We start from the raw sequence: 20226 nt of genomic DNA on the forward strand, positions 1-20226 counted from the left end.
GACGCAAGGCGGCGAGATCATTCAAGCCAACCTGACGGTGGGGCAGCCAGACGCTGCAGGGCTGCCCCGCAGGCGTGACTTACTTGACCGCACGCACCTTGTCGTAGATTTCCTGCAGGCCCATCTCGTCGATCACTTCCTTGAGTGGCTCGGCGACGATCTCCTGCATGCGCTCACGATCGATCTCATGCAGCTTGGCACCCTGTTTCTCGAGTTCCGCGAGGGCGTCCGCATCCTGCTCGAGCTGCACCTTGCGGGCATAGGCCGCCGCTTCGTGGGCAGATTCCATCAGTGTCTTCTGCTGCTGCTCATCCAGGTTGTTCCAGGACATCTTTGACATGGTCAGCAGGCGCACGGTGATGTCGTGCTCGGACAGTGCGATGTTGGGGGCGACTTCATGGAAGCGCATGCGCAGGGTCCATTCCGGCTCATTGAGCAGGCCGTGGATCGCGCCCAGCTGGATGGCGGTGTAGATCTCCTTCCAGGCCACCACGCTCGGTTCGACCCCAAGTGCCTGCCAGGCGACGATCAGCGGCTTGGTCGGGTTGGTACGCAGTTTGAGGCCCTGCAGGTCATCGAGTGAGGCGACCTCGCGCGAGCTGACGATATGCCGCTTGCCGCCCCCGAAGTAGGCCAACACCTTCACATCGGTCTCATCACTGATCTTCTGGGCAATCTCTTGACCGACATCGCCATCCAGCACCTTCTGCCAGTGATCGACATCGCGATACAGGAAGGGAATCGTGAAGACGTTCGCAGTGGGTGAGAAGTCGGTGATCAGACCCGGGCTGACGATGGACATGTCCAGCGCGCCGGCCATCTGTTGTTCGAACATTTCGGTCTCATGGCCCAGCACCGAGTTGCCCATGATGGTCATGGTGATGTCGCCATCGGTCTTCTCGGCGAGCAGGTCCCGCAGCCGCTCCGCGCCGAGCTGATAGGCGGTATCTTCGGTGCCAGCGTGGCCGAAGCGCAGTTCCATCGCGTGGGCGCTGGTCGAGACGCCGAGCGTGGCACCCAGCAGGGCGCCGGTGGTGGCCGCGACAGCCAGGCTCTTGGTTAGCCCTTTGCTCAGGCGTGAGCGCTGGGTGATAGCAGTGGGAATGGAGGTGGAAGTAGAGAAGGAGGCTTTGGTTGGATTGATCCAATTCAGCATGATGGCGTTTTCCTTGGCGTTGTTTGTTGTTGTGCCTTGCGTCTTCTTGTCTTGCCGTCTTGCGCTTGCCAGACCGACAGTCTCCAGACTGCCGGTCCATGCTCGGGGGCTGCCCGGCTTGTCGATGCTCTCCAGGCATGACGTGCCGCGCAGGTGAAGCTTGGTATCAGTGCTTCGGGGGCGTCGCGACGATGGCGTCGTCAGGACTCCCGCAGGAGCGGCGTATCTTGAGTTCCGGCGGCATGATGACGCTCTCTCGCTCGCCGCCGGGATTGGCGATCCGGCGCAAGGCCAGTCGCGCCGCCTGCACCCCGATGGCATAGGGGTGCGTGGCGATACTGGTCAGGGGCGGGTCGCCCAGTTCGGCTTCCTCGACGTCATCAGTGCCGATCACGGCACAGTCGCGACCGGGCTCGAGCCCCATCTGGCGCAGGCCCAGCATGGCCCCGAAGGCCACCAGGTCGTTGTGACAGACCACCGCTGTCGGGCGTGGACTTTCCTGCATCAGGGTCTTGATCAGTTCATGGCCGACGCGTCGGGTCACGCCATTGCCGCGCACCAGGCGGCGATAGCCTAGACCGTGATGATCCAGTGCGGCCTGATAGCCCAGCCAGCGGTCATGACTGACTGAGTGATCCGCGCCGCCGATGAAGGCGATGCGCTGATGGCCCAGGCTGACGAGGTGATTGACAGCCATCTCGGCCACGCGCCGGAAATCGGTGCCGGCGTAATCGAAGGGCGGCGCGTCCAGGTAGCGCATCACCTGAATGCAGGGCATGCCCCAGTCGGCCAGCTGATGGATCAGGTTGGGGTCTGTGTGTTCGGCGGGGCACAGCAGCAGGCCATCGACGCGATGTTCACGCATGCGCTCGATGAAGCGCTGCTGGCGCTCGGGGGAATCCTCGCTGTTGGCGAGAAATGACACATAGCCTTCCTGATGCAGGGCGGCATCGATACCCGCGACCATGGAGCCGAAGAAGGGGTTGGCGATGTCATAGACCACTACGCCCAGGGTGGCGGTGCGGCTGCCCCGCATGGCGGCGGCGCCACGATTGTAGACGTAGCCCAGCGCCTTGATGGAGGCCTGGACCTTCTCGCGGGTGCGCTTCGCCACCAGCGGACTTTCGCGCAGCACCAGCGAGACCGTACTGCGCGAAACCTTGGCGTGGGCGGCGATGTCCTGGAGCGTGATGCTGCTCGAGGCGCTCTGCGTTGATGAGCCCTGTGATGACGAGGCCTGCGAAGACTGAATGGCATCTTCCCGGGCTGGGGACGGCGTGCTGGGCGATTTCATGGCGTCGTTCCTGGGCATTTTCTTGTTGTCATCCCAAGCCTGGGCTGGGGTGCTGGCGTTTTGGATTGTTCCAATTCCTTGTCGTCAGCATAGAGCAATCCCTCGGCTATCCCTTCAGCACTTTGGTATGGCAGCCAAGTGTCGAAGGGGCGGCGTCACCGGCATGCCGGCCACAGGTCTACCAGCGTGTCCAGTGGGCTTCATTGACCGCGCTCAAGGGGGATTCCCCTGCCAGCGCCAGCATCAGGTTGTCCAGTGCACGTTGCGCCATGGCGCGCCGGGTCTCATGGGTCGCCGAACCGATATGCGGCAGCGCCACGACCTGTGGCAGGCGCGTCAGCGGCGAATCTGCCGACAGCGGCTCCTGTTCGAAGACATCCAGTCCGGCACCGCGAATGCCGCCGCGTTCCAGGCATTTGATCAAGGCACCCTCATCGATGACACGCCCGCGGGCGATGTTGATCAGAAAGGCGCTGGCGGGCATCAACTCCAGCTCGCGCTTGCCGATCAGGCGTTCGGTCTGCTCGCTGAGCGGGACGGTGACGCACACGAAGTCGCTGGTCTTGAGCAGAGAGTCCAGTTCGACGCGGGTCGCGCCAAGTTCGCTTTCCAGCTCAGGCTTGGGGGAGGCGTTCGAGTACTGGATGCGCATGTTGAAACCGAGCGCGCCGCGCCGTGCGATCGCCGCGCCGATGCGCCCCATGCCGATCATGCCCAGCGTCTTGCCGTGTATATCCGTGCCGAAGTGGGACGGAGTGAGGCTCTCTGACCATTGGCCATCGCGCACCATGCAGGCCAGCTCCACCGCGCGTCGCGCCGTGGCCATGAGCAACAAAAAGCCGGTGTCCGCCGTGGTTTCGGTCAGCACATCCGGGGTATTGCACAAAAGGATGCCGCGCGCGTTCATGGCCTCCAGCGGGTAGTTGTCATAGCCCACCGAGACCGAGCAGATCACCCGCAGGGCGGGAGCGGCATCCAGCAGCGATGGCGTGATGACATGTCCTGAACAGATCAAGCCGTGGGCGTCATGCAGGGCATCGCGCAAGGCGTCTTCCCGCGCCTGTGCGGACAGGCCCTCAGGCAGCACAACGACATCATGGTGTTCGCGCAGGGTGCTCATCTGGTCATCGTCGAGTGCCTTGAGCATGACGACCTTGTGGCGGGGCCTGGGGTTGGACGCGTCGCTGGCCATCTGGCTGGCTCCCTGGGGCGAGTACTGCTGTGCGTGCATGGAGGTCTCCTTGAGTTCATGCACGTTCGACAGGAACGGATCGACATGAACGGATCGAGATGAACGATTTGCGGCTCAGGAAACGAGGCTGGCAGCCTCTCCGTTCTCGATCGCCGTGAGTGTCTGGCGATCCGGCAGGCCTTCCATGTCACCGCGCACCTGCACCGCGCGACTGCCCAGCAGGTTGGCCCGCAGCATGGCGGCTTCAGGTGACAGTCCATCGAGCAAGGCGCTGATGGCGCCTACCGCAAAGGCATCGCCTGCACCGACGGTATCGACGACCTGCTCGACACGCTGGCCGGGGACGCTGAAGGCGGCTTCCTGGCCGCCGATCAGCCCACGGTAATAGCTGCCCTCGGGGCCGAGCTTGATGATGACGGCCTTGGCACCTTGCTCGAGGTAGTGCCCGGCGATGGCCTCGGGGGTCTTGTGGCCGGTGAGGATCTCGCCTTCCGCCAGACCCGGCAGCACCCAGTCAGCGCGGCTTGCCAATTGATTGAGAGTGTCGCGCATTTCACGCTCGCTCGACCACAGGGTGGGGCGCAGATTGGGGTCGAAGGAGATGCTGGCGCCAGAGGCACGTGCCTGCTCGAAGAGGTGGAAGGACAGCTCACGGCAGCTGGGGGAGATGGCCGGCGGAATGCCGGTGGCATGCAGGTGGCGCAGGGCGCTGAAGTCGATGCCATCGGCATCCCGCGCATTCATGCGGCTGGCGGCACTGCCTTGGCGGAAATATTCCACGTACGGATCTTCGCCCTGACTGGCACGTGCCTTGAACATCAGGCCGGTGGGCGCCTCGCCATCTCGGGTCAGGTGGCGACAGTCCAGGCCATTGTCTTGCAGTGTCTGGCGCAGATAGCGCCCGAGGCTATCGTCCCCCACACGGCTCAGCCAGCCGACATGAAAGCCCAGCCGGGCGAGGCCGATGGCGACATTGGTGTCGGCCCCGGCGATACGGCGCTCGTAATGTGAGACGTGCGCAAGATCTCCCTCGCTCTCGGCGACCAGCATGGCCATGGCTTCGCCAAAGGCGAGGATTTCCATTGGCGAGGAAGAAGGAAAAGAGGTGGGCGTCAAAGACGCGCTGGCTTGCTCAGACATCATGGCGTGTCCTTTGTCTTGGAGACATTCCTTGTATTTGTCAGGCATGACGGCGCGGCTGGCGAAGCCGCGCCGTCATGGAAGTTGCCGTACTGCGTATTGACGATCAGACGTCACTCACTGCACGTCACTTGTGCAATGACTCAGAGCTGGCGCTTGCCGTCCACCAGACGTGGCAGGTCGGCGCTGTCACGCAGGCTCGGGCTCAGCAGAGCCTCGGGAAGATCCTGATAGCACACCGGGCGCAGGAAGCGTTCGATTGCCGCGCTGCCCACCGAGGTGGTGCGGCTGTCAGAGGTGGCCGGCCAGGGGCCGCCATGGACCATCGCCTGACAGACCTCGACACCGGTCGGCCAGCCATTGGCGAGAATGCGACCGGCGCGACGCTCGAGCACCGGCATCAGGGAGCGGGCGGCGTCGATATCGGCATCGTCCAGATGCAGGGTGGCGGTCAGCTGGCCTTCCAGGTGCTCGCAGACTGCACGCATCTCGTCCAGATCGCGGCAGGCGATGACCAGCGAGCTGGCGCCGAAGACTTCTTCCTGCAGTGCTGCTTCGCTCAGGAAGTCACTGCCGGTGGTACGGAACAGCGCAGTCTGACACGGGCTTGCGTTGTCGCCATCCAGTGCGCCGCGCGCGACTTCCTGTACCTGGGGCAGGGCGGAGAGCTTCTCCACACCACCGCGATAGGCGTCGTGGATACCCGGCGTCAGCATCGTCTGGCAGGCACTGGCCTCGACGTTGTCGGCGGCGGTCTTGAGGAAACGCTCCAGCGCTTCGCCTTCCAGCGCCAGCACCAGTCCCGGATTGGTGCAGAACTGGCCGGCACCCATGTTGAGCGAGGCAATGAAGGCCTGTCCCAGCGCTTCGGCGCGGGCTTCCAGCGCGGCCGGCATCAGCAGTACCGGGTTGATGCTGCTCATCTCGGCGTAGACAGGAATCGGTTGCGGGCGGGCCTGGGCCGTCTTGAGAAGCGCCGTACCGCCACTGCGTGAACCGGTGAAGCCTACCGCCTGGATGCGCGGGTCATTGACCAACGCCTGTCCCAGGGTGCTGCCGCTGCCGTAGAGCAACGAGAAGACGCCTTCGGGCAGGTTGCAGCGTTTCACTGCGCGCTGGATGGCACCACCGACCAGCTCGGACGTTCCCGGGTGGGCGGAGTGCGCCTTGACGATGACCGGACAACCGGCCGCGAGGGCCGAGGCGGTATCGCCACCGGCCACCGAGAAGGCCAGCGGGAAGTTGCTGGCCCCGAAGACGGCAACAGGGCCAAGGCCGATACGGCGCTGACGCAGGTCGGCACGCGGCATCGGGCTGCGTTCCGGCATGGCCGGATCGATGCGCACATCCAGCCATTCGCCGGCACGCACGACACCGGCGAACAGGCGCAACTGTCCGCAGGTACGGCCACGTTCGCCTTCCAGGCGAGCCCGCGGCAGGCCGGTTTCCTGAAGGGCGCGCTCGGTGATCTGCTCACCGATGGCCTCGATCTCCTCGGCGATGGTCTCGAGGAAGCTGGCGCGGCTCTCGGCATCCGTCTCCCGATAGTGGTCAAAGGCGTCATGTGCCAGCTGACACGCCAGCTCCACCTCACGGGCTCCGCCGGCGGGATAACCCGGTGTCAGGCTCTCGCCATTGGCAGGATTGATGGCATGCACGGGCTTGCCGTCGGCCAGCAGACTCTGCTGTCCGATGAGCTGATGGCCGCGCAGTGTCGTCTGATCGGAAGGTGACATATGGCGTCTCTCTTTTCGTGGGGCGTTCTTTTCGCGGGCAAGGTCGGGGTGTCCCGCTGCCTACCTCGACGAGGGAGGCGGCGGGACATGGGGATGGTCGTCTCATTCATCCGAGGCGATGCCATCCGGGGATCGCGCTTCACTTCACTCCATCTCACGGCACGTCAGGGACCTGTCAGTGAAATGTCCACTCCTTCGGTCTCGTGCCTTACGGGCACATCTGGCCGCCGTTGATATCGATCACCTGGCCGGTGATGTAGCCACTGGTGGCGTGGGAGGCGAGGAACAGGAAGGTCGGTGCACATTCCTCGGAGGTGCCGAAGCGGCCCATGGCGATGCTGCCGGCGATCTTGGCGCGCAGCTCTTCGCTCTTGTCGGCGTGGAAGACGGTGTCGATGGTGCCCGGCGACACGATGTTGAAGCGCACGTTGTCCTTGGTGAATTCCTTCACCCAGTTGCGATGCAGGTTGTGCAGCATGGCCTTGGTGCCGCCGTACAGAGAGGCGCCCAGACCACCACCTTCGCGACCCGCGATGGAGCCGGTGCTGATGACGCTTGCGGTGGTACCGGAGTCCTTGGCGGAGGCCTTCAGGTGCGGCATGGCGTACTTGGTGGTCATGATCGCGGAGCGCAGGTTCAGGTCCATCACCAGGTCGAAGGCGGCATCATCCAGGCTTTCGAGCCCCGCACGCACACCCAGGCCACCGGCGTTGTTGACCAGCACGTCCATGCCGCCGAAGGCCTTGGTGAAGTCTTCGACCAGCGCGGCGCAGCCTTCGCTGGTGGAGAGGTCACGTGCGAAATATTCAAAGCGTGCTCCGGTGGCTTCCATCTGGGCAATGGCCTCGCGGGCGGCATCATCCTGCTGGCGGCTGTTGATGCCGACCAGGGCGCCCTCCCGAGCGAAGGCCACGGCAGCTGCCAGACCAATGCCCTTGGTGGAGCCGGTGATGAGAACTTTCTTCTGCTTGAGATCGGTGAACATGTGGGATTCCTGACGGTGGAAAGCCGTACGCTCTTGGAGGCGGCATGGCGAATGAAAGGTGGAGGGGCCTGCGGCGAGCATTGGCTCCCTCTCGGCACGAGTCACCTTAGCCCAGACAAACAGAATCGACAAACAAATAATAACAACTAGCGAATAGTGCTTTAGTGCAGTCTCGTCTATTGGTTGGCATTGGAAAGTTGTCCTGATCCCTGACTCGCGGGAGGCCGAGTGGACGCTGAACGAGAGAATACAGTGCTTCAAAGACGAAAAAGTGGTGTATCTTGAGATATATTATTTTTATAAATATCAATGGTTTATTGTGATATTGTCGATGCGGTGCGGCCGATGGGCTTGCAGGCGTTGCGGCCATTGGATAAGGGTCACAATGGGCGGGGTCGGCTATCCTAGAGCTTGATCCGGTCAGCCCATCACGACTGGTATCCCACGTATCTTGCTTACGCTACTTTTTTGGATTGGTCTAAAGTTCAAGTTGTCATAACTTGTAAAATCCGTGCATCCCGATGACACTGATTCCAGTGCTCGGGGCAGCCAACGCCAATCATTGAAACGTCTGTCCCACGCTGCAGTGACGCAATAGACACAGCCACGCAACGCCTCCATAACAAGACAACGAGAGAGTCTTCGCCATGCGTAAATTGTCACAAGTCCTCTGTGCTTCCGTTCTGACCCTGTCCGCTTCTGCGGTGATGGCAGCTGACTACCCCTATAAGCCCATTACGCTGATCGTCCCCTGGTCTGCGGGCGGCGGTACCGATGCGGTTGGCCGTCAGCTGGCGGCTGGCCTTCAGGAAGAGCTCGGTCAGCCGGTCAATGTGGTCAACAAGACCGGTGGGTCAGGGGTGGTAGGACACATGGCCATGAAGATGGCGCGTCCCGACGGCTATACCCTGGGGCTTGGTACGGCAGAGATCGCCACCTATCAGCACATCGGTACCGCGCAGCTGTCCTACGAGGACTTCACACCGATCGCGCTGCTCAACCTGGACTACGCCTCCTTCACGGTGAATGCCGAGTCCGAGTGGAAGACGCTGGACGATGCGCTGTCGGCTCTGAAGGCCAACCCCAGCGACTACACACTGTCTGGCTCAGCGCCGGGGGCAGCCTATCATCTGTCTTTCGCCGGCTTCCTGGATCAGCAGGGCATCAATCCGAATGACGTGACGCTTGTGCCGAGTGAAGGCGCCGCGCCTGGTCTGCAGGAGCTGGCTGCCGACGGCGTGGATATCGTGTTCTCCTCTCTGCCGGAAATCGAATCCATGCGTCAGTCGGGTCGCGTCAAGGCTTTGGCGGTGCTGGCCAATGAGCGCGTCGACTCCTTCGAGGACGTTCCCGCGGTCAAGGAGGTCACCGGGGATGACTGGAGCCAAGGCTCATGGCGTGGTCTGGTCGGTCCCAAGGGGCTGCCGGAAGACGTGACCGCTCGCCTGTCAGAAGCCACCGAGAAGGTCTGGAAGTCCGAGCAGTTCCAGGACTTCATGGCCAGCCGCGGTTACGGCACCGTGTGGGAAGATGCAGAAGGATTCCGTGCCTTCATGAAGGACCAGGATGAAAAGAACGCTGTCACCATCGAAAAGCTGGGCCTGGCCAACTGAGCGCGCAAGTCTCCGCTAGCGCCTGAGCTGCCAGAGAGTTCGATAGTTTCCTCCTGAGTCTTCATGAGTAACCGCACATGCGTACCAACGACAAGGTGACGGGTGTGGTGACGGCAGCCTTCGGGGCTGCCGTCATATATGCCTCCCTCGACCTGAAGAACCTTCCGCGCCAGGAATATGGGGCTGGTACCTTTCCCACAGTGATCGGCGCCTTGCTGATACTGTTCGGGACCATTCTGCTCGTCCGTGGGCTGCGCAACCGTGAAGTCTGGTTTGCCTGGCAGCATCCTGTGCCGCTGATCACCTTCATTCTGACGCTGGTGGCCATCTGTGCCTCCATCATCGCCTATATCTATCTCACCCCGGTGATCGGCTTCCCCGTGGTGTCTTTCGTATTGCTCACCTTGCTGCTCTACACCTTCCATCATCGTCGCTGGATGCCCGCTGCCGGCATCGCGGTGACGGCGACAGGGGTGATCTGGGGCGTGTTCGGCCAGTTGCTGCACGTGCCGCTCGAGCTGGGACTGCTGGAAAAGGTGATCTACTGATGAGTGACTTACTGCAAGCCGCCACGATGGTCTTCACCTGGGAAGTGTTGTTGATCATTCTCGCCGCCTCCCTCTTTGGGCTGTTCATGGGCGCAATTCCGGGCCTGACCGCCACCATGGCCACGGCCCTGCTGGTGCCGGTCACCTTCTTCATGGACCCGCTGCCGGCCATCGCCGCCATCGTGTCCGCTACGGCCATGGCGATCGTGGCCGGGGACATTCCCGGGGCGCTGTTGAGAATCCCCGGTACGCCAGCCTCGGCGGTCTATACCGAGGAAGCCTATGCGATGGGCAAGCAGGGCAAGGTAGGCCTGGCGTTGGGTCTCAACGTGACCTGTTCGATGGTCGGCGGTGTGTTCGGGGTGCTGATCCTGGCGTTCTTCGCGCCGCGCATTGCCGAGTTCGCCATCCAGTTCACCAGTGATGAGTACTTCTGGTTGGCGCTACTGGGGCTTTCCTGCGCGATACTCGTCTCGGGCCGTGATCCGCTCAAGGGCGGCATCTCGATGCTGGCAGGTCTGGTCATCGCGATGGTCGGCATGGACAGTGTCTCCGGTCAGATGCGTTTCACCTTCGGCAACTACGATCTGCTGGCCGGCATCTCCATCCTGCCGGTGCTGATTGGCCTGTTCGCGATCTCCGAGTTGATTCGCCGCATGCCAGAGACGCGCAACCCGGCGCCGATCGTGCCGCCGGTCATCAAGCGTCCCTTCGAAGGCGTCGGTTCGACCCTGTGGAAGTACAAGGGCGGCGTGCTGCGCGGCGGAGCACTGGGAACCGTGATCGGCTCTCTGCCCGGCGCCGGCGCCGACATCGCCTCCTGGATCAGCTATGCCGTCAGCCGCAAGTTCTCCAGAACGCCGGAGAAGTTCGGCAAAGGCCATCCCGAAGGCCTGGTGTCGGCCAGTTCCGCCAACAATGCGTCGCTGTCCGGTGCCTACATTCCGGCGCTGGTGTTCGGTATCCCGGGCGATACGGTGACGGCGATCATCATCGGCGTCCTGATGACCAAGGGCATCACGCCGGGCCCGGATGTCTTCACCGATCAGGCACCGCTGGTGAATGCCATCTTCATGGTCTTCGTGCTGGCCAATCTGCTGCTGTTGCCGCTGGGCTTCATGGCGATCCGCGGGGCACGACATATCCTGTCGATTCCCACCGGCATCCTGTTCCCGCTGATCCTGATGTTCTGCATCGTCGGCGCCTTCGCGGCCAACAATGCCATGTTCGATATCTGGATCATGCTCGGCATCGGCCTGATGGGCTTCTTCATGGCCGAGAACGACTTCCCGGTCGGGCCGATGATTCTGGCGGTGATCCTGGGGCCGATCGTCGAGAGCAACTTCATGCGCTCGATTCTCAAGTCCAACGGCGACCTGACCGCCTTCGTGGACCGACCCATCGCCATGGTACTGGCCATCGCCGCGGTGGCGGTGTGGAGCATGATCATCGTCAACGGGGTGAAGGCAGGGCGCAAGGCACCTCAGGCAGAGGAAGCGACTCAGCCCCAGGATGCCTGAACGGGCGTCAGTCGCGCGGCCTTTCCTCAACTGGCAGGGTTTCCGGTAGAATTGCACACCATCCGACATGCCTGAAGGTGGACCAAGAGTGATGAGAAAGGGCGACATGACACGATGAGTGACGCAGCCAAGCATTCACTGGCGCTGGTGGTCTACGAGAAGATTCTGGCGGCCATCATCAGCGGTGATTATCCCGTCAACAAGAAGCTGCCCACCGAGGCGCGCCTGTGCGAGCTGTATGAGGTATCGCGTCCGGTGCTGCGTGATGCGCTGGCGCGGCTGCGCGAGGACAATCTCGTCGTCTCGCGGCGGGGCTCCGGCAGCTTCGTCATCAATCGACCCGACAGCGCCGTGCTCGAATTCGCGCGCATCTCCAGCATCGCCGATATCCAGCGTTGCTTCGAGTTTCGCACCAATGTCGAGGCCAGTGCGGCGGGCCTTGCCGCACTGCGGCGCACCTCGGAGCAGCTGGAGCACATTCGTCAGCGCTTCGAAGCCATCAACCAGGCCAATCTCAACCATGATCGCGCCTCGGATGAAGACTTCGAGTTCCATCTGGCGATCACCGAAGCGGCCAGCAATCACTACTATGCCACCGTGCTGCGCTCGCTCAACCAGAGCATCAAGGAGGGCATGAACCTGACGCGCGGCCTGTCATTGCGCGCCTCGGAAGAGCGGTTGCGCATCGTCCAGGATGAGCACCAGGCGATCATCGATGCGATTGCCGACAAGGACGCCACGGCGGCCGAAAGCGCGATGCGGGCGCATCTCGAAGGCGCGCGCCGACGCATGTTCGAAGGTGTCCATGCGCCTTAGCCCCACCACAGGTAAGCCCCTCAAGAGGTAAGCGCCTCATAGGCAAGTGCCTCGACAGGCATGAGTTCCGCCGACACATCATGACCCACGACAATGCCTCTGATCGTCACCGATCAGAGGCATTGTCGTATCAGGAGGCGTGAAAACGCGGCCTGTGAAAACATGTTGAATAGCACGGTGAGGCCGAAGCTACTCAGGGGAGCGGGATCATTGGCAGAACCTGGCGGGCGACAGGCTGCGCGCGTATTCCGGCAGGGGCTCGTGCGCCACCGTGCGTGCCACCAGATCGCCCGTCTCGGCCGAGAGTGTCAGGCCCAGGTGACCGTGTCCGTAAGCGAGCAGCAGGCCGGGGCAGCCGGGCATTTCGCCCACTACCGGCAGGCCATCGGGTGAGGAGTGACGCACGCCCATCCAGTGGCGGGCGACGTCGAGCGGCTGACCGAAGAGCGTCTCTCCCCATTGCTCCAGGGCTTGCCAACGTTGTGACGATGCGGGGCGCGAGGGCGCGCAGAATTCGGTGGTGCCCGCCAGGCGTATGCCTTCGGCCATGGGCGAGGCGTAGAAGTGATGCGCCAGCCAACCCACCGGGCGTGAGAGTGGCAGCGAGGTGGTGAGCTCGATGTGATAGCCGCGCTCGCTGACCACCGGCAGTCGCTTGCCGAGCCCCGCCAGCAGCGTATTGCTCGCGATGCCGGCGCAGATCACCACATGCGAGGCCTCCTGCGAGGTGGCGGCGGTGTTGATGCGCCAACCACCACTGGAAAGCGGCGTGAGGGTGTCGACCTGCTGCGCCGTCCACTCCAGGCCGCCTTCTTTCAGCTGTGCGTAGAGTTGGCGACTGAGTGACAGTGGGCTGGTGAGGTGGCGGGTGTCAGGATAGTAGAGGCCGCCTGCCAGTCCCTTCGAGTTGAGCGACGGTTCCAGATCCCGCAGCTGGTTTGCGCCCAGTGCCTGACATTCGACCCCGTCATGGCGCTTCGCCTGGGCCATCTTTTCCAGCGAAGCCGGAGTGATGACGGTGTCGCGCTGGATCTGCAGACAGCCTGTCTGGCTGGCCAGAGCAGTGGTCGCTCTGGTCTGCAGATCATCGATCAGGGCATGCTGTCGTTCGACGGCATTGGCCAGCAAGGCGATCAGGTCCGCCTTGTGGCGCTGAAAATTGGAGGGCGTTGCCGCCTTGAGGAAACGCCAGCCAAAGTCTGCGAGGGCAGGCGTGTGACGCAGAGCGATGGCGAGCGAGGGCTGCCTGCTCAGCAGCTGGCCCGGCAGTTGGCGCAGGGTATCGCCGTTGGCCATCGGCGAGGTGGCGTAGTTGGCGATCAGACCCGCGTTGCCGAAGGAAGTGCCTTCGCCGACGGGCTTCGGGTCATACAAATGAACGTGATAGCCACGTGCCTGCAAGGCGCGGCAGGTCGCGAGACCAATGATGCCTGCGCCAATGACGGCAATGCTGTCGTGGCTCGCCGCTCGGGCGGCGGGGGATTGCGGGGTCATCGCGCGTACTCTCTTTGCCGGTCATGCCGGGCGTGTTGCCCGACATGACCGGCGTGGTGAAGACGGTGGCAGGGGCATGGCAGGGCCTGGCAAGGCCCTTGATCAAACGGCGCAGCCCCTGCCGATGGCTCAGTTGTCGCGGTAGAACTTCCAGGAGGCGATGCCGATGCCCACGGCGGTGAGGATGCTCAGCAGGCAGATCGCATACAGGGTCAGTCCGAACATTGTCAGGTCCTCAGGAGTGGGTGGGCTGGGTCGGGGCGTTATTGCCGTTGTGGTCCGGCGCCGCGTTCAAGAACTGATAGACGAGGGTGAAGACAACGATATTGGCGATGACGCCGGCGATCAGCGGCGTGATGCCGCTCAATGCCTCGAGCTCCAGGCTGCTCCACTTCCAGACGCTGGTGGCCAGTGCCCCGGCGAGCATCGCGGCGATACCGGCACGTTTGCAGCGAACCTTGAACAACACGGCGAAGATGAACGGCAGCAGGATGGTCGGTGCCCACAGGGCGTAGCTCAGCAGCAGCGCATCGATGATCGAGGTGGCATAAAGCGCGAAGATGATGGCGCCCAGCCCGATGGCCAGATTGACGCCGCGTTCGATCCACAGCTGCTGCTTGCCGGACATGGCGGGATTGATGAAGGGCTTGTAGATGTCGGTCACGAAGATGACCGCTGCCGAGTTCAGGTAGGAATCCGCCGTCGACATCACCACGGCCAGCAGTGAGGCGAGCACCAGGCCGGTCAGGCCCAGCGGCAGGGCGTCACGAATCAGTTCCGGCATGGCTTGATCCGGCGAGATCTGCGGATACAGCACCAGCGCGATCAGGCCGATGGTGGAGCTGACGGCATAGAACAGCAGACCGAAGCCACCGGCCAGCGAATAGCCGATCTTGGCATGACGGGAATCCGGTGCGGACAGGGCGCGCTGGGTGTAGGGCGGGACGAGGGTCTCGCCGAGCAGGAAGGCGATGAAGATGCTGATGAACATCAGCGGCGTGTAATCGCCCATGATGCTGAAGTGCTCGCTGGGCAGTGCAGCGATCAAGGCGTCGGGGCCGCCGATCTTGTCGAGCCCGACGATCATGGTGATGGGCAGGAAGACGGCGAGCATCACGAACTGCACCACATCCGTCTGGATCACGGCCCACATGCCGCCGGCCGTGGAGTACACCAGCACCACTGCCATGCCGATCAGGATGCCGGTGCTGATGTCGATGCCCAGGATGGCATTGAAGACGGTGCCGATGGCCAGCGCCTGAGCCCCGAGGATGCCGACGCAGAAGATCAGCGAGAAGACGCCGGTCAGCAGGCGAGCGCTGCGGCCATAGTGGTGCGCCATGATGTCCCCGACCGTCTGGGCACCCGCATAGCGCTTGAGGCGCGGTGCGATGTAGAGACCTGCAATGATGGTGGCGATGGGGAAGGCAGAGGCCGCGAACATGAAGGCGTAGCCTTCATCGAAGGCCTTGCCGGCACGGCCCATCGAGGCCCCTCCGCCGAGGAAGGAGGCAGCGAGCGTGGCGAACAGCACCGGCCAGATGATCTTGTTGCCAGCGACGGCGAAGTCGGCACTGCTGGAGGTCTTCTTGGCGCTGCGGTAGCCGATATAGAGCAATATCGCGAAATACAGCAATAGCCCCATGAGGTCGATCATATGCATCGTGTGGCCCTTTGTTGTTGGTTATGAGGGTCTGGTCAGCTTCCTCCCGCAGGGGGTATAAGCACAACTAAAGGCGATCTATTAAGTCATAAGATTAATTTAGAGTCTGCCCGAGAGAGGCTAGTCTCGAGACTCCAGACATGAGCGCCCCGCCGCGAGAGCCCTGCCATCAGATGAGAGCCCAGCCGTCATGAAACTCAGGCACAACCTGCGTCAATTGCAGATCTTTCAAGAGGTGGTACGTACGGGCAGCCTCTCCCAGGCAGCGCGTCGCCTGGCCATCACCCAGCCCGCGGTGAGCACGGCGATCACCAATCTGGAAAGTGAAGTCGGCTTTCTGCTCTTTCGCCGCAACCACTACGGTACCCAGTTGACGCCGGAGGCCGTCCATCTGGCCGAAGGGGTCGACAAGGTGCTGGCCTCGGTGGGCCACCTTGATGAGCTGACCGATGGACTGCGTGACGGCCATGCCGGCAAGCTCACCGTGGCGTCGATGCCGGGGCTATCCCCCACGGTGATGCCTCGAGTGATGGCGCGCTATCTTGTCGATTTTCCCGACAGTCGTCTGTCGTTGCAGACCTTCAGCTCGCGCAAGATCGCCGAGTGGGTCGCCGAGGGCCAGTTCGATCTCGGCGTGATCGAGTCGGACGCCGCCATCGATGAGCTGATACTCGAGGAGTACCGGCTGTGCATGGCGCTTGCAGTTCCAGAAGACAACCCTCTCGCCGAGAAGGCGTCACTGGGCCCTGCGGACCTGGCCGGGGAGACCATCATCACGCTGGACCAGCATCACCAGAGCACGCTGAAACTCGCGCGGGCCTTCCAGCAGGTCGGCATGACACTGCAGGCGAGCATCGAGACGCATCTGTTTCCTTCGGTCGCGATGCTCGTCAATGAAGGGCTGGGGATCGCGCTGATCGATCCGGTGACGGCGGAGGCGATGCTGGCGCGCCACGATTGCCACCTTCGCATCGTGCCCTTCACACCGAGCATCACCCTGGACATCGCGCTGGTCACCTCGCGCTTTCATCCCGTCTCGCGTCAGGGGCAGCGCTTCATGCCCTATCTGGCGGCGGAGCTGGCGTCCTGGCAGCAACGCTCGCAGGACAGGTATGCGCCAGGCGCCTGAGCGGGCGCCTCAGACCGATGTTCTCGGCACTGTACGCTGCCAGTCACGACGGTGGACCTTCTCGTCGTCTTGCCAGGCGATCTGCTCGGCTTCGAGATAGAAGTTCTCGGCGTCGCAGCGCATGCGGTAGTGGCTCTCGACGCGGACGTCGAACTGGCCCGGGGTGGTCTCACCAAGCGCACTGTCACGCCCTAGTTGATCGCGTCCGGCATGGTAGTGCCAGACGATCTCGGCACGCGTGCGATCCGCATCTTGCGGGTGCGCGGTATAGCGCTCGGTACAGCGATACTCGACCCGCATGCCGGTGTCCTCGAGCGTCATCGCGCCCAGGTCATCCGCGACGATGGTGGTGATTTCTCCGGTCGCCACGTCCTCGATCACGCTGCGGCTGGGCTTGGCCTCGCGCTGCTCGCTGATGTTGGCCGGTGGTGCGGACTCCGGAGCCGCGAAGGGGTTGTCAACGGCCTCACCGGTGAAGATCGGCAGTGCAAGTGATTGCAGGCCCGGTTGCAGGGTCAGTGCCGCACGCCGGGGTGCCGGCCACACCATCGGAAAGTTGGCTGTCGCCAGTGCCACGCGCAGACGGTGGCCGGCCGGAATCCGATAGCCCGCCATGTCCAGTTCCAGCTCGATATTGATGGGCTCGCCCGGAATGAGAGGCTGCGGGTTGTCATGATCACGCAACGCGAGGTTGAGTACGCCGTAGGTGATGCGTGCGACCTGGCCATCGGGCTGCACGTCACCCAGGCGCACCGTCAGCTGGCCGCAGGTCTGGTCACTGGCCAATGTCAACGTGACCCTGGGTTTGCCGAGGATATCCAGCGGCGCGTCGAGCGGTTCACTGTCAAAGCACACGGCCAGCGCATCATCGAGACGCTGGTCAGCCGGCAGGTCAGGCCCGAACCAGATGGCGCAATACTCGCCCTGATGACGGCCAGCAGTGAGCGGGGAATCCACCACGACCGGCTTGGTCAGCGCCTGCTGACCCTGGCGTGCGTTGTCGCTCAGGCCTGACTCGCTCAGGGACATCTGGCGTATCTCGACATCGCTGGCGGGCCAGCCATCCGTCTGCACCCAACGTCCCGGACGCTCGGCATACATCGTCTTCGGCGGCAGAGAGTCCTGCAGGTAGAAGGTGGCGGACGGCTCATCCATCACGCCGTTTTCCTCGCCTTTCAGCCAGTGGTCCCACCAGCGCAGCGCTTCCTGCAGGAAGCCGATGGCCGGATCGGGCACCGCGAAGTGCGGGTACTTGTGAATCCACGGGCCGATCAGCGCCTTGCGCGGGCAACTCAGGTTTTCCATCAGCCGCCCGACGGTGTTCTTGTAGGCATCGCCCCAGCCACCGATGGTATAGACCGCCGCTTCGATATCGGCGTAATCGGTATTGATGGAACCCTGCTTCCAGTAGTCATCGCGGTGCTGATGCGACAGCCAGGTCTCGGCCAGCAGTGGCATCTTGTCGAGACGCTCCTGCCACATGACACGCCACTCATCCCCCACTAGCTGCGGGTCCGGCGGGGCCGCGGAGAAGCTCAGCATGGTGGCGGCCCAGGCCAGATTCTCGTTGAGAAGACACCCGCCCTTGTAGTGGATGTCATCGGTGTAGCGATCATCGGTAGAGCAGAGGGTGATGATGGCCTTGAGCGGTTCGGGTCGGAGCGCGGCCAGTTGCAGCGAATTGAAGCCGCCCCAGGAGATGCCCATCATGCCAAGCTTGCCGCTGCACCACGGCTGATTGGCGATCCAGTCGATCACCTCCAGCGCATCGGACTGCTCCAGCGGCAGATATTCATCTTCCATGAGCCCTTGTGATTCACCGTTGCCGCGCATGTCGACGCGTACTGAGGCGAAGCCATGGCCCGCAAAGTAGGGGTGGGTGAGGGCATCGCGCGCGATGGTACCGTCACTCTTGCGATAGGGCAGGTATTCGAGGATGGCCGGTACCGGTACCTGTTCCGCATCTTCCGGCAGCCAGATTCTGGCGGCCAGCCGGGTGCCGTCAGAGAGCGGAATCAGCGTGTGCTCAATCTCACGGACCTGATGAGGGAAGTCAGTCTTGACGCGCATTCACGTATCCTTGTGTCGTCGGGTCGATGGACGGATGCCTTGTCTCGGGAGCACTGCTTGTCACGGGAGTACTGCTTGCCACTGGCCGCGACGCCGGGACTCAGAATTCGGAAATCAGAAGCAGGAAGTCGATGCTGGCGCAAGCCGTCAAACGCCGCAAGGCGCCGTGGTGGGAAATCCACGGCGCCTTGCGGTGTCATGCGGGGAGGGAGCAAGGATGCCGGACATTTCAAGGCCATGCATCCCGTCAACCACTGCTTGTCTTGAGTGCTGCCCTGCTGACAGGCAACACGACGCTATCTTGCTACTCCAGACTCGCCCCATAGCCGAAGCTGGCGGCCGGTTCGGCTGCCGTCTCGACCCACACGCTCTTCACTTCGCTGTATTCGCGCAGCGCATCCAGTCCTGAAGAGCGGCCATAGCCACTCTCGCCGTAGCCGCCGAAGGGCGAACTTACGTGAATGGTCTTGTAGCCATTGACCCAGAAGGTGCCCGCGCGTATCTGGCGTGCCACGCGGTGGGCGCGGCCCACATCACGTGTCCAGACGGCGCCGGCCAGCCCGAAGCGACTGTCATTGGCGATGCGGATGGCGTCGGCTTCATCCTCGAAGGGTATGGCGACCACGACCGGGCCGAAGATCTCTTCCTGCGCGCAGGTCATGGCGTTGTCGCCCAGCAGCACCGTCGGTGCGACATGATAGCCGCCAGTGTCCGGGATGGGGTCTGCTGAGCCATCCGCCAGGCGAGCGCCGTCTTCAAGAGCGCCAGCCAGCATCGACTTCACATGCTGGTACTGCTTGGCGTTGTTGATCGGGCCGATCTGGGTCGCCGGGTCCTGCGGGTCACCGAGGGTGAATTGCGTGGCGGCCTCGGCCAGCGCGCTGGTGAACTTCTCGTAGATAGAGGCCTGTACCAGCAGGCGCGAGCCTGACACGCAGCTTTGACCGGCGCCGGAGAAGATGGCCGCCTGGGCGCCACGCAGGGCCACCTCGAGATCGGCATCCTCGAACACGATGTTGGCGGACTTGCCACCCAGCTCCAGCACGCTGGGGATGCAGCGCTGTGCCGCGGCGGTGGCGATGTGGCGACCGGTGGCGGGCGAGCCGACGAACACCACCTTGCGGATGTCGCCCTCGGCGATGAAGGCCTGGCCAATGGTATGGCCGTAGCCTGCGATGACGTTGACCAACCCGCGTGGCACGCCGGCGCGCTCGATCAACACACCGAGGGCCAGCGAGGACAGCGCCGTCAGCTCCGAAGGCTTGAGGATCACCGCATTGCCGGCGGTGATGGCCGGGGCTATCTGCCAGCCAGCGGTGAAGATCGGCGCATTCCACGGCGTGATCTGCAGCACGGTACCCAGCGGCTCATAGGTCACGTAGTTGAGGTGTGAGGTCGGGACCGGAATTACCTCGCCGTGCAGCTTGTCTGCCCAGCCCGCGTAGTACTCGAACATCTCGGCGACCTTGGCCACCTCGACCCGCGCATCGCGAATCGGCTTGTTGGCGCTCAGCGCTTCGAGTTCGGCCAGCGCCTCGGCCTGTTCGCGAATCAGGCTGCCTATCTGGTAGATGACGCGCCCACGTGCCTGGGCGGTCATGGCAGCCCACTGGGGTTGCGCCTGGCGTGTGGCGGCATTGGCGAGCGCGACCTGAGACGCATCGGCGTCCGGGAAGGACAGCATCAGGCTGTCATCCTGCGCATTGCGTACCTCGATGGGCTCACCCGTGCCGGTGATGAACTCTCCACCGATCAGGCTGCTGACGATAAAACTGTCGTCATGAGATTGGTTGCTGTCCTGAAAATTCAGCATCAACTCGGCGATACGCTGAGTCGTCGAGAATGCCGGGGTCATGTTCTGGGTCATCAT

Annotated in this window: 15 protein-coding genes; 5 read left to right on the forward strand and 10 right to left on the reverse strand. The window is 63.0% G+C overall.

From position 1 onward, the window contains the following. Positions 1-79: 79 nt before the first annotated feature. The 6 genes from QQF40_RS07825 to QQF40_RS07850 all read right to left on the reverse strand — a co-directional run bounded on the left by QQF40_RS07825 (position 80) and on the right by QQF40_RS07850 (position 7503). The gene (locus QQF40_RS07825) at positions 80-1156 is read right to left on the reverse strand and encodes a TRAP transporter substrate-binding protein (protein ID WP_285460954.1); all 1077 of its coding nucleotides are present in this window, start codon (positions 1154-1156) and stop codon (positions 80-82) included. Between the two features lie 166 nt (positions 1157-1322). After that, positions 1323-2450, reverse strand: a complete 1128-nt coding sequence (locus QQF40_RS07830) for a LacI family DNA-binding transcriptional regulator (RefSeq protein ID WP_285460955.1) — start codon at positions 2448-2450, stop codon at positions 1323-1325. 178 nt (positions 2451-2628) lie between these two features. Continuing rightward, positions 2629-3642: a 2-hydroxyacid dehydrogenase gene (locus QQF40_RS07835; protein ID WP_502871426.1), complete on the reverse strand. Its 1014-nt coding sequence runs from the start codon at positions 3640-3642 to the stop codon at positions 2629-2631. 114 nt (positions 3643-3756) lie between these two features. Next, complete coding sequence (locus QQF40_RS07840) at positions 3757-4785, reverse strand: sugar kinase (RefSeq protein ID WP_352230724.1); 1029 nt, start codon at positions 4783-4785, stop codon at positions 3757-3759. 140 nt (positions 4786-4925) lie between these two features. After that, positions 4926-6518 carry an aldehyde dehydrogenase (NADP(+)) gene (locus QQF40_RS07845; protein ID WP_285460957.1) on the reverse strand — a complete coding sequence of 531 codons (1593 nt, stop codon included), beginning with the start codon at positions 6516-6518 and terminating at the stop codon, positions 4926-4928. 208 nt (positions 6519-6726) lie between these two features. Beyond that, positions 6727-7503 carry an SDR family NAD(P)-dependent oxidoreductase gene (locus tag QQF40_RS07850; protein WP_285460958.1) on the reverse strand — a complete coding sequence of 259 codons (777 nt, stop codon included), beginning with the start codon at positions 7501-7503 and terminating at the stop codon, positions 6727-6729. Positions 7504-8150: 647 nt separating this feature from the next. Between QQF40_RS07850 and QQF40_RS07855 the strand changes: the two genes are divergently transcribed. The 4 genes from QQF40_RS07855 (at position 8151) to QQF40_RS07870 (ending at position 12000) form a co-directional block, all read left to right on the forward strand. Next, a complete protein-coding gene (locus tag QQF40_RS07855) occupies positions 8151-9116 on the forward strand; it encodes a Bug family tripartite tricarboxylate transporter substrate binding protein (protein ID WP_285460959.1) in 966 nt (321 codons plus the stop codon). A 77-nt stretch (positions 9117-9193) separates the two neighbouring features. Then, complete coding sequence (locus QQF40_RS07860; protein WP_285460960.1) at positions 9194-9664, forward strand: tripartite tricarboxylate transporter TctB family protein; 471 nt, start codon at positions 9194-9196, stop codon at positions 9662-9664. Further along, complete coding sequence (locus QQF40_RS07865; RefSeq protein ID WP_285460961.1) at positions 9664-11184, forward strand: tripartite tricarboxylate transporter permease; 1521 nt, start codon at positions 9664-9666, stop codon at positions 11182-11184. Before QQF40_RS07860 ends, QQF40_RS07865 begins: the two co-directional genes overlap by 1 nt. A 114-nt stretch (positions 11185-11298) precedes the next feature. Beyond that, positions 11299-12000, forward strand: coding sequence for a FadR/GntR family transcriptional regulator (locus QQF40_RS07870; protein WP_285460962.1), 702 nt, complete (start codon positions 11299-11301; stop codon positions 11998-12000). A gap of 207 nt (positions 12001-12207) precedes the next feature. Here QQF40_RS07870 and QQF40_RS07875 read toward each other — a convergent pair whose 3' ends face one another. Continuing rightward, the gene (locus QQF40_RS07875; RefSeq protein WP_285460963.1) at positions 12208-13494 is read right to left on the reverse strand and encodes an NAD(P)/FAD-dependent oxidoreductase; all 1287 of its coding nucleotides are present in this window, start codon (positions 13492-13494) and stop codon (positions 12208-12210) included. A gap of 235 nt (positions 13495-13729) precedes the next feature. After that, positions 13730-15157, reverse strand: a complete 1428-nt coding sequence (locus QQF40_RS07880) for a sodium:solute symporter family protein (RefSeq protein ID WP_285460964.1) — start codon at positions 15155-15157, stop codon at positions 13730-13732. Positions 15158-15347: 190 nt separating this feature from the next. Here QQF40_RS07880 and QQF40_RS07885 point away from each other — a divergent pair, with 190 nt between their 5' ends. Further along, a complete protein-coding gene (locus QQF40_RS07885) occupies positions 15348-16286 on the forward strand; it encodes a LysR family transcriptional regulator (RefSeq protein ID WP_285460965.1) in 939 nt (312 codons plus the stop codon). 9 nt (positions 16287-16295) lie between these two features. Here QQF40_RS07885 and QQF40_RS07890 read toward each other — a convergent pair whose 3' ends face one another. Beyond that, positions 16296-18356, reverse strand: a complete 2061-nt coding sequence (locus tag QQF40_RS07890) for a CocE/NonD family hydrolase (RefSeq protein WP_285460966.1) — start codon at positions 18354-18356, stop codon at positions 16296-16298. A gap of 304 nt (positions 18357-18660) precedes the next feature. After that, a complete protein-coding gene (locus QQF40_RS07895; RefSeq protein WP_285460967.1) occupies positions 18661-20226 on the reverse strand; it encodes an aldehyde dehydrogenase family protein in 1566 nt (521 codons plus the stop codon).

Source organism: Cobetia sp. LC6, assembly GCF_030264805.1.
Classification (GTDB): domain Bacteria; phylum Pseudomonadota; class Gammaproteobacteria; order Pseudomonadales; family Halomonadaceae; genus Cobetia.

Coding starts and splice junctions, on each gene's coding strand:
- QQF40_RS07895 (WP_285460967.1), bottom strand. CDS start 20,226: ATGATGACCCAGAACATGACCCCGGCATTCTCGACGACTCAGCGTATC.
- QQF40_RS07850 (WP_285460958.1), bottom strand. CDS start 7,503: ATGTTCACCGATCTCAAGCAGAAGAAAGTTCTCATCACCGGCTCCACC.
- QQF40_RS07885 (WP_285460965.1), top strand. CDS start 15,348: ATGAAACTCAGGCACAACCTGCGTCAATTGCAGATCTTTCAAGAGGTG.
- QQF40_RS07845 (WP_285460957.1), bottom strand. CDS start 6,518: ATGTCACCTTCCGATCAGACGACACTGCGCGGCCATCAGCTCATCGGA.
- QQF40_RS07890 (WP_285460966.1), bottom strand. CDS start 18,356: ATGCGCGTCAAGACTGACTTCCCTCATCAGGTCCGTGAGATTGAGCAC.
- QQF40_RS07870 (WP_285460962.1), top strand. CDS start 11,299: ATGAGTGACGCAGCCAAGCATTCACTGGCGCTGGTGGTCTACGAGAAG.
- QQF40_RS07835 (WP_502871426.1), bottom strand. CDS start 3,642: ATGGCCAGCGACGCGTCCAACCCCAGGCCCCGCCACAAGGTCGTCATG.
- QQF40_RS07875 (WP_285460963.1), bottom strand. CDS start 13,494: ATGACCCCGCAATCCCCCGCCGCCCGAGCGGCGAGCCACGACAGCATT.
- QQF40_RS07855 (WP_285460959.1), top strand. CDS start 8,151: ATGCGTAAATTGTCACAAGTCCTCTGTGCTTCCGTTCTGACCCTGTCC.
- QQF40_RS07865 (WP_285460961.1), top strand. CDS start 9,664: ATGAGTGACTTACTGCAAGCCGCCACGATGGTCTTCACCTGGGAAGTG.
- QQF40_RS07880 (WP_285460964.1), bottom strand. CDS start 15,157: ATGCATATGATCGACCTCATGGGGCTATTGCTGTATTTCGCGATATTG.
- QQF40_RS07840 (WP_352230724.1), bottom strand. CDS start 4,785: ATGATGTCTGAGCAAGCCAGCGCGTCTTTGACGCCCACCTCTTTTCCT.
- QQF40_RS07830 (WP_285460955.1), bottom strand. CDS start 2,450: ATGAAATCGCCCAGCACGCCGTCCCCAGCCCGGGAAGATGCCATTCAG.
- QQF40_RS07860 (WP_285460960.1), top strand. CDS start 9,194: ATGCGTACCAACGACAAGGTGACGGGTGTGGTGACGGCAGCCTTCGGG.
- QQF40_RS07825 (WP_285460954.1), bottom strand. CDS start 1,156: ATGCTGAATTGGATCAATCCAACCAAAGCCTCCTTCTCTACTTCCACC.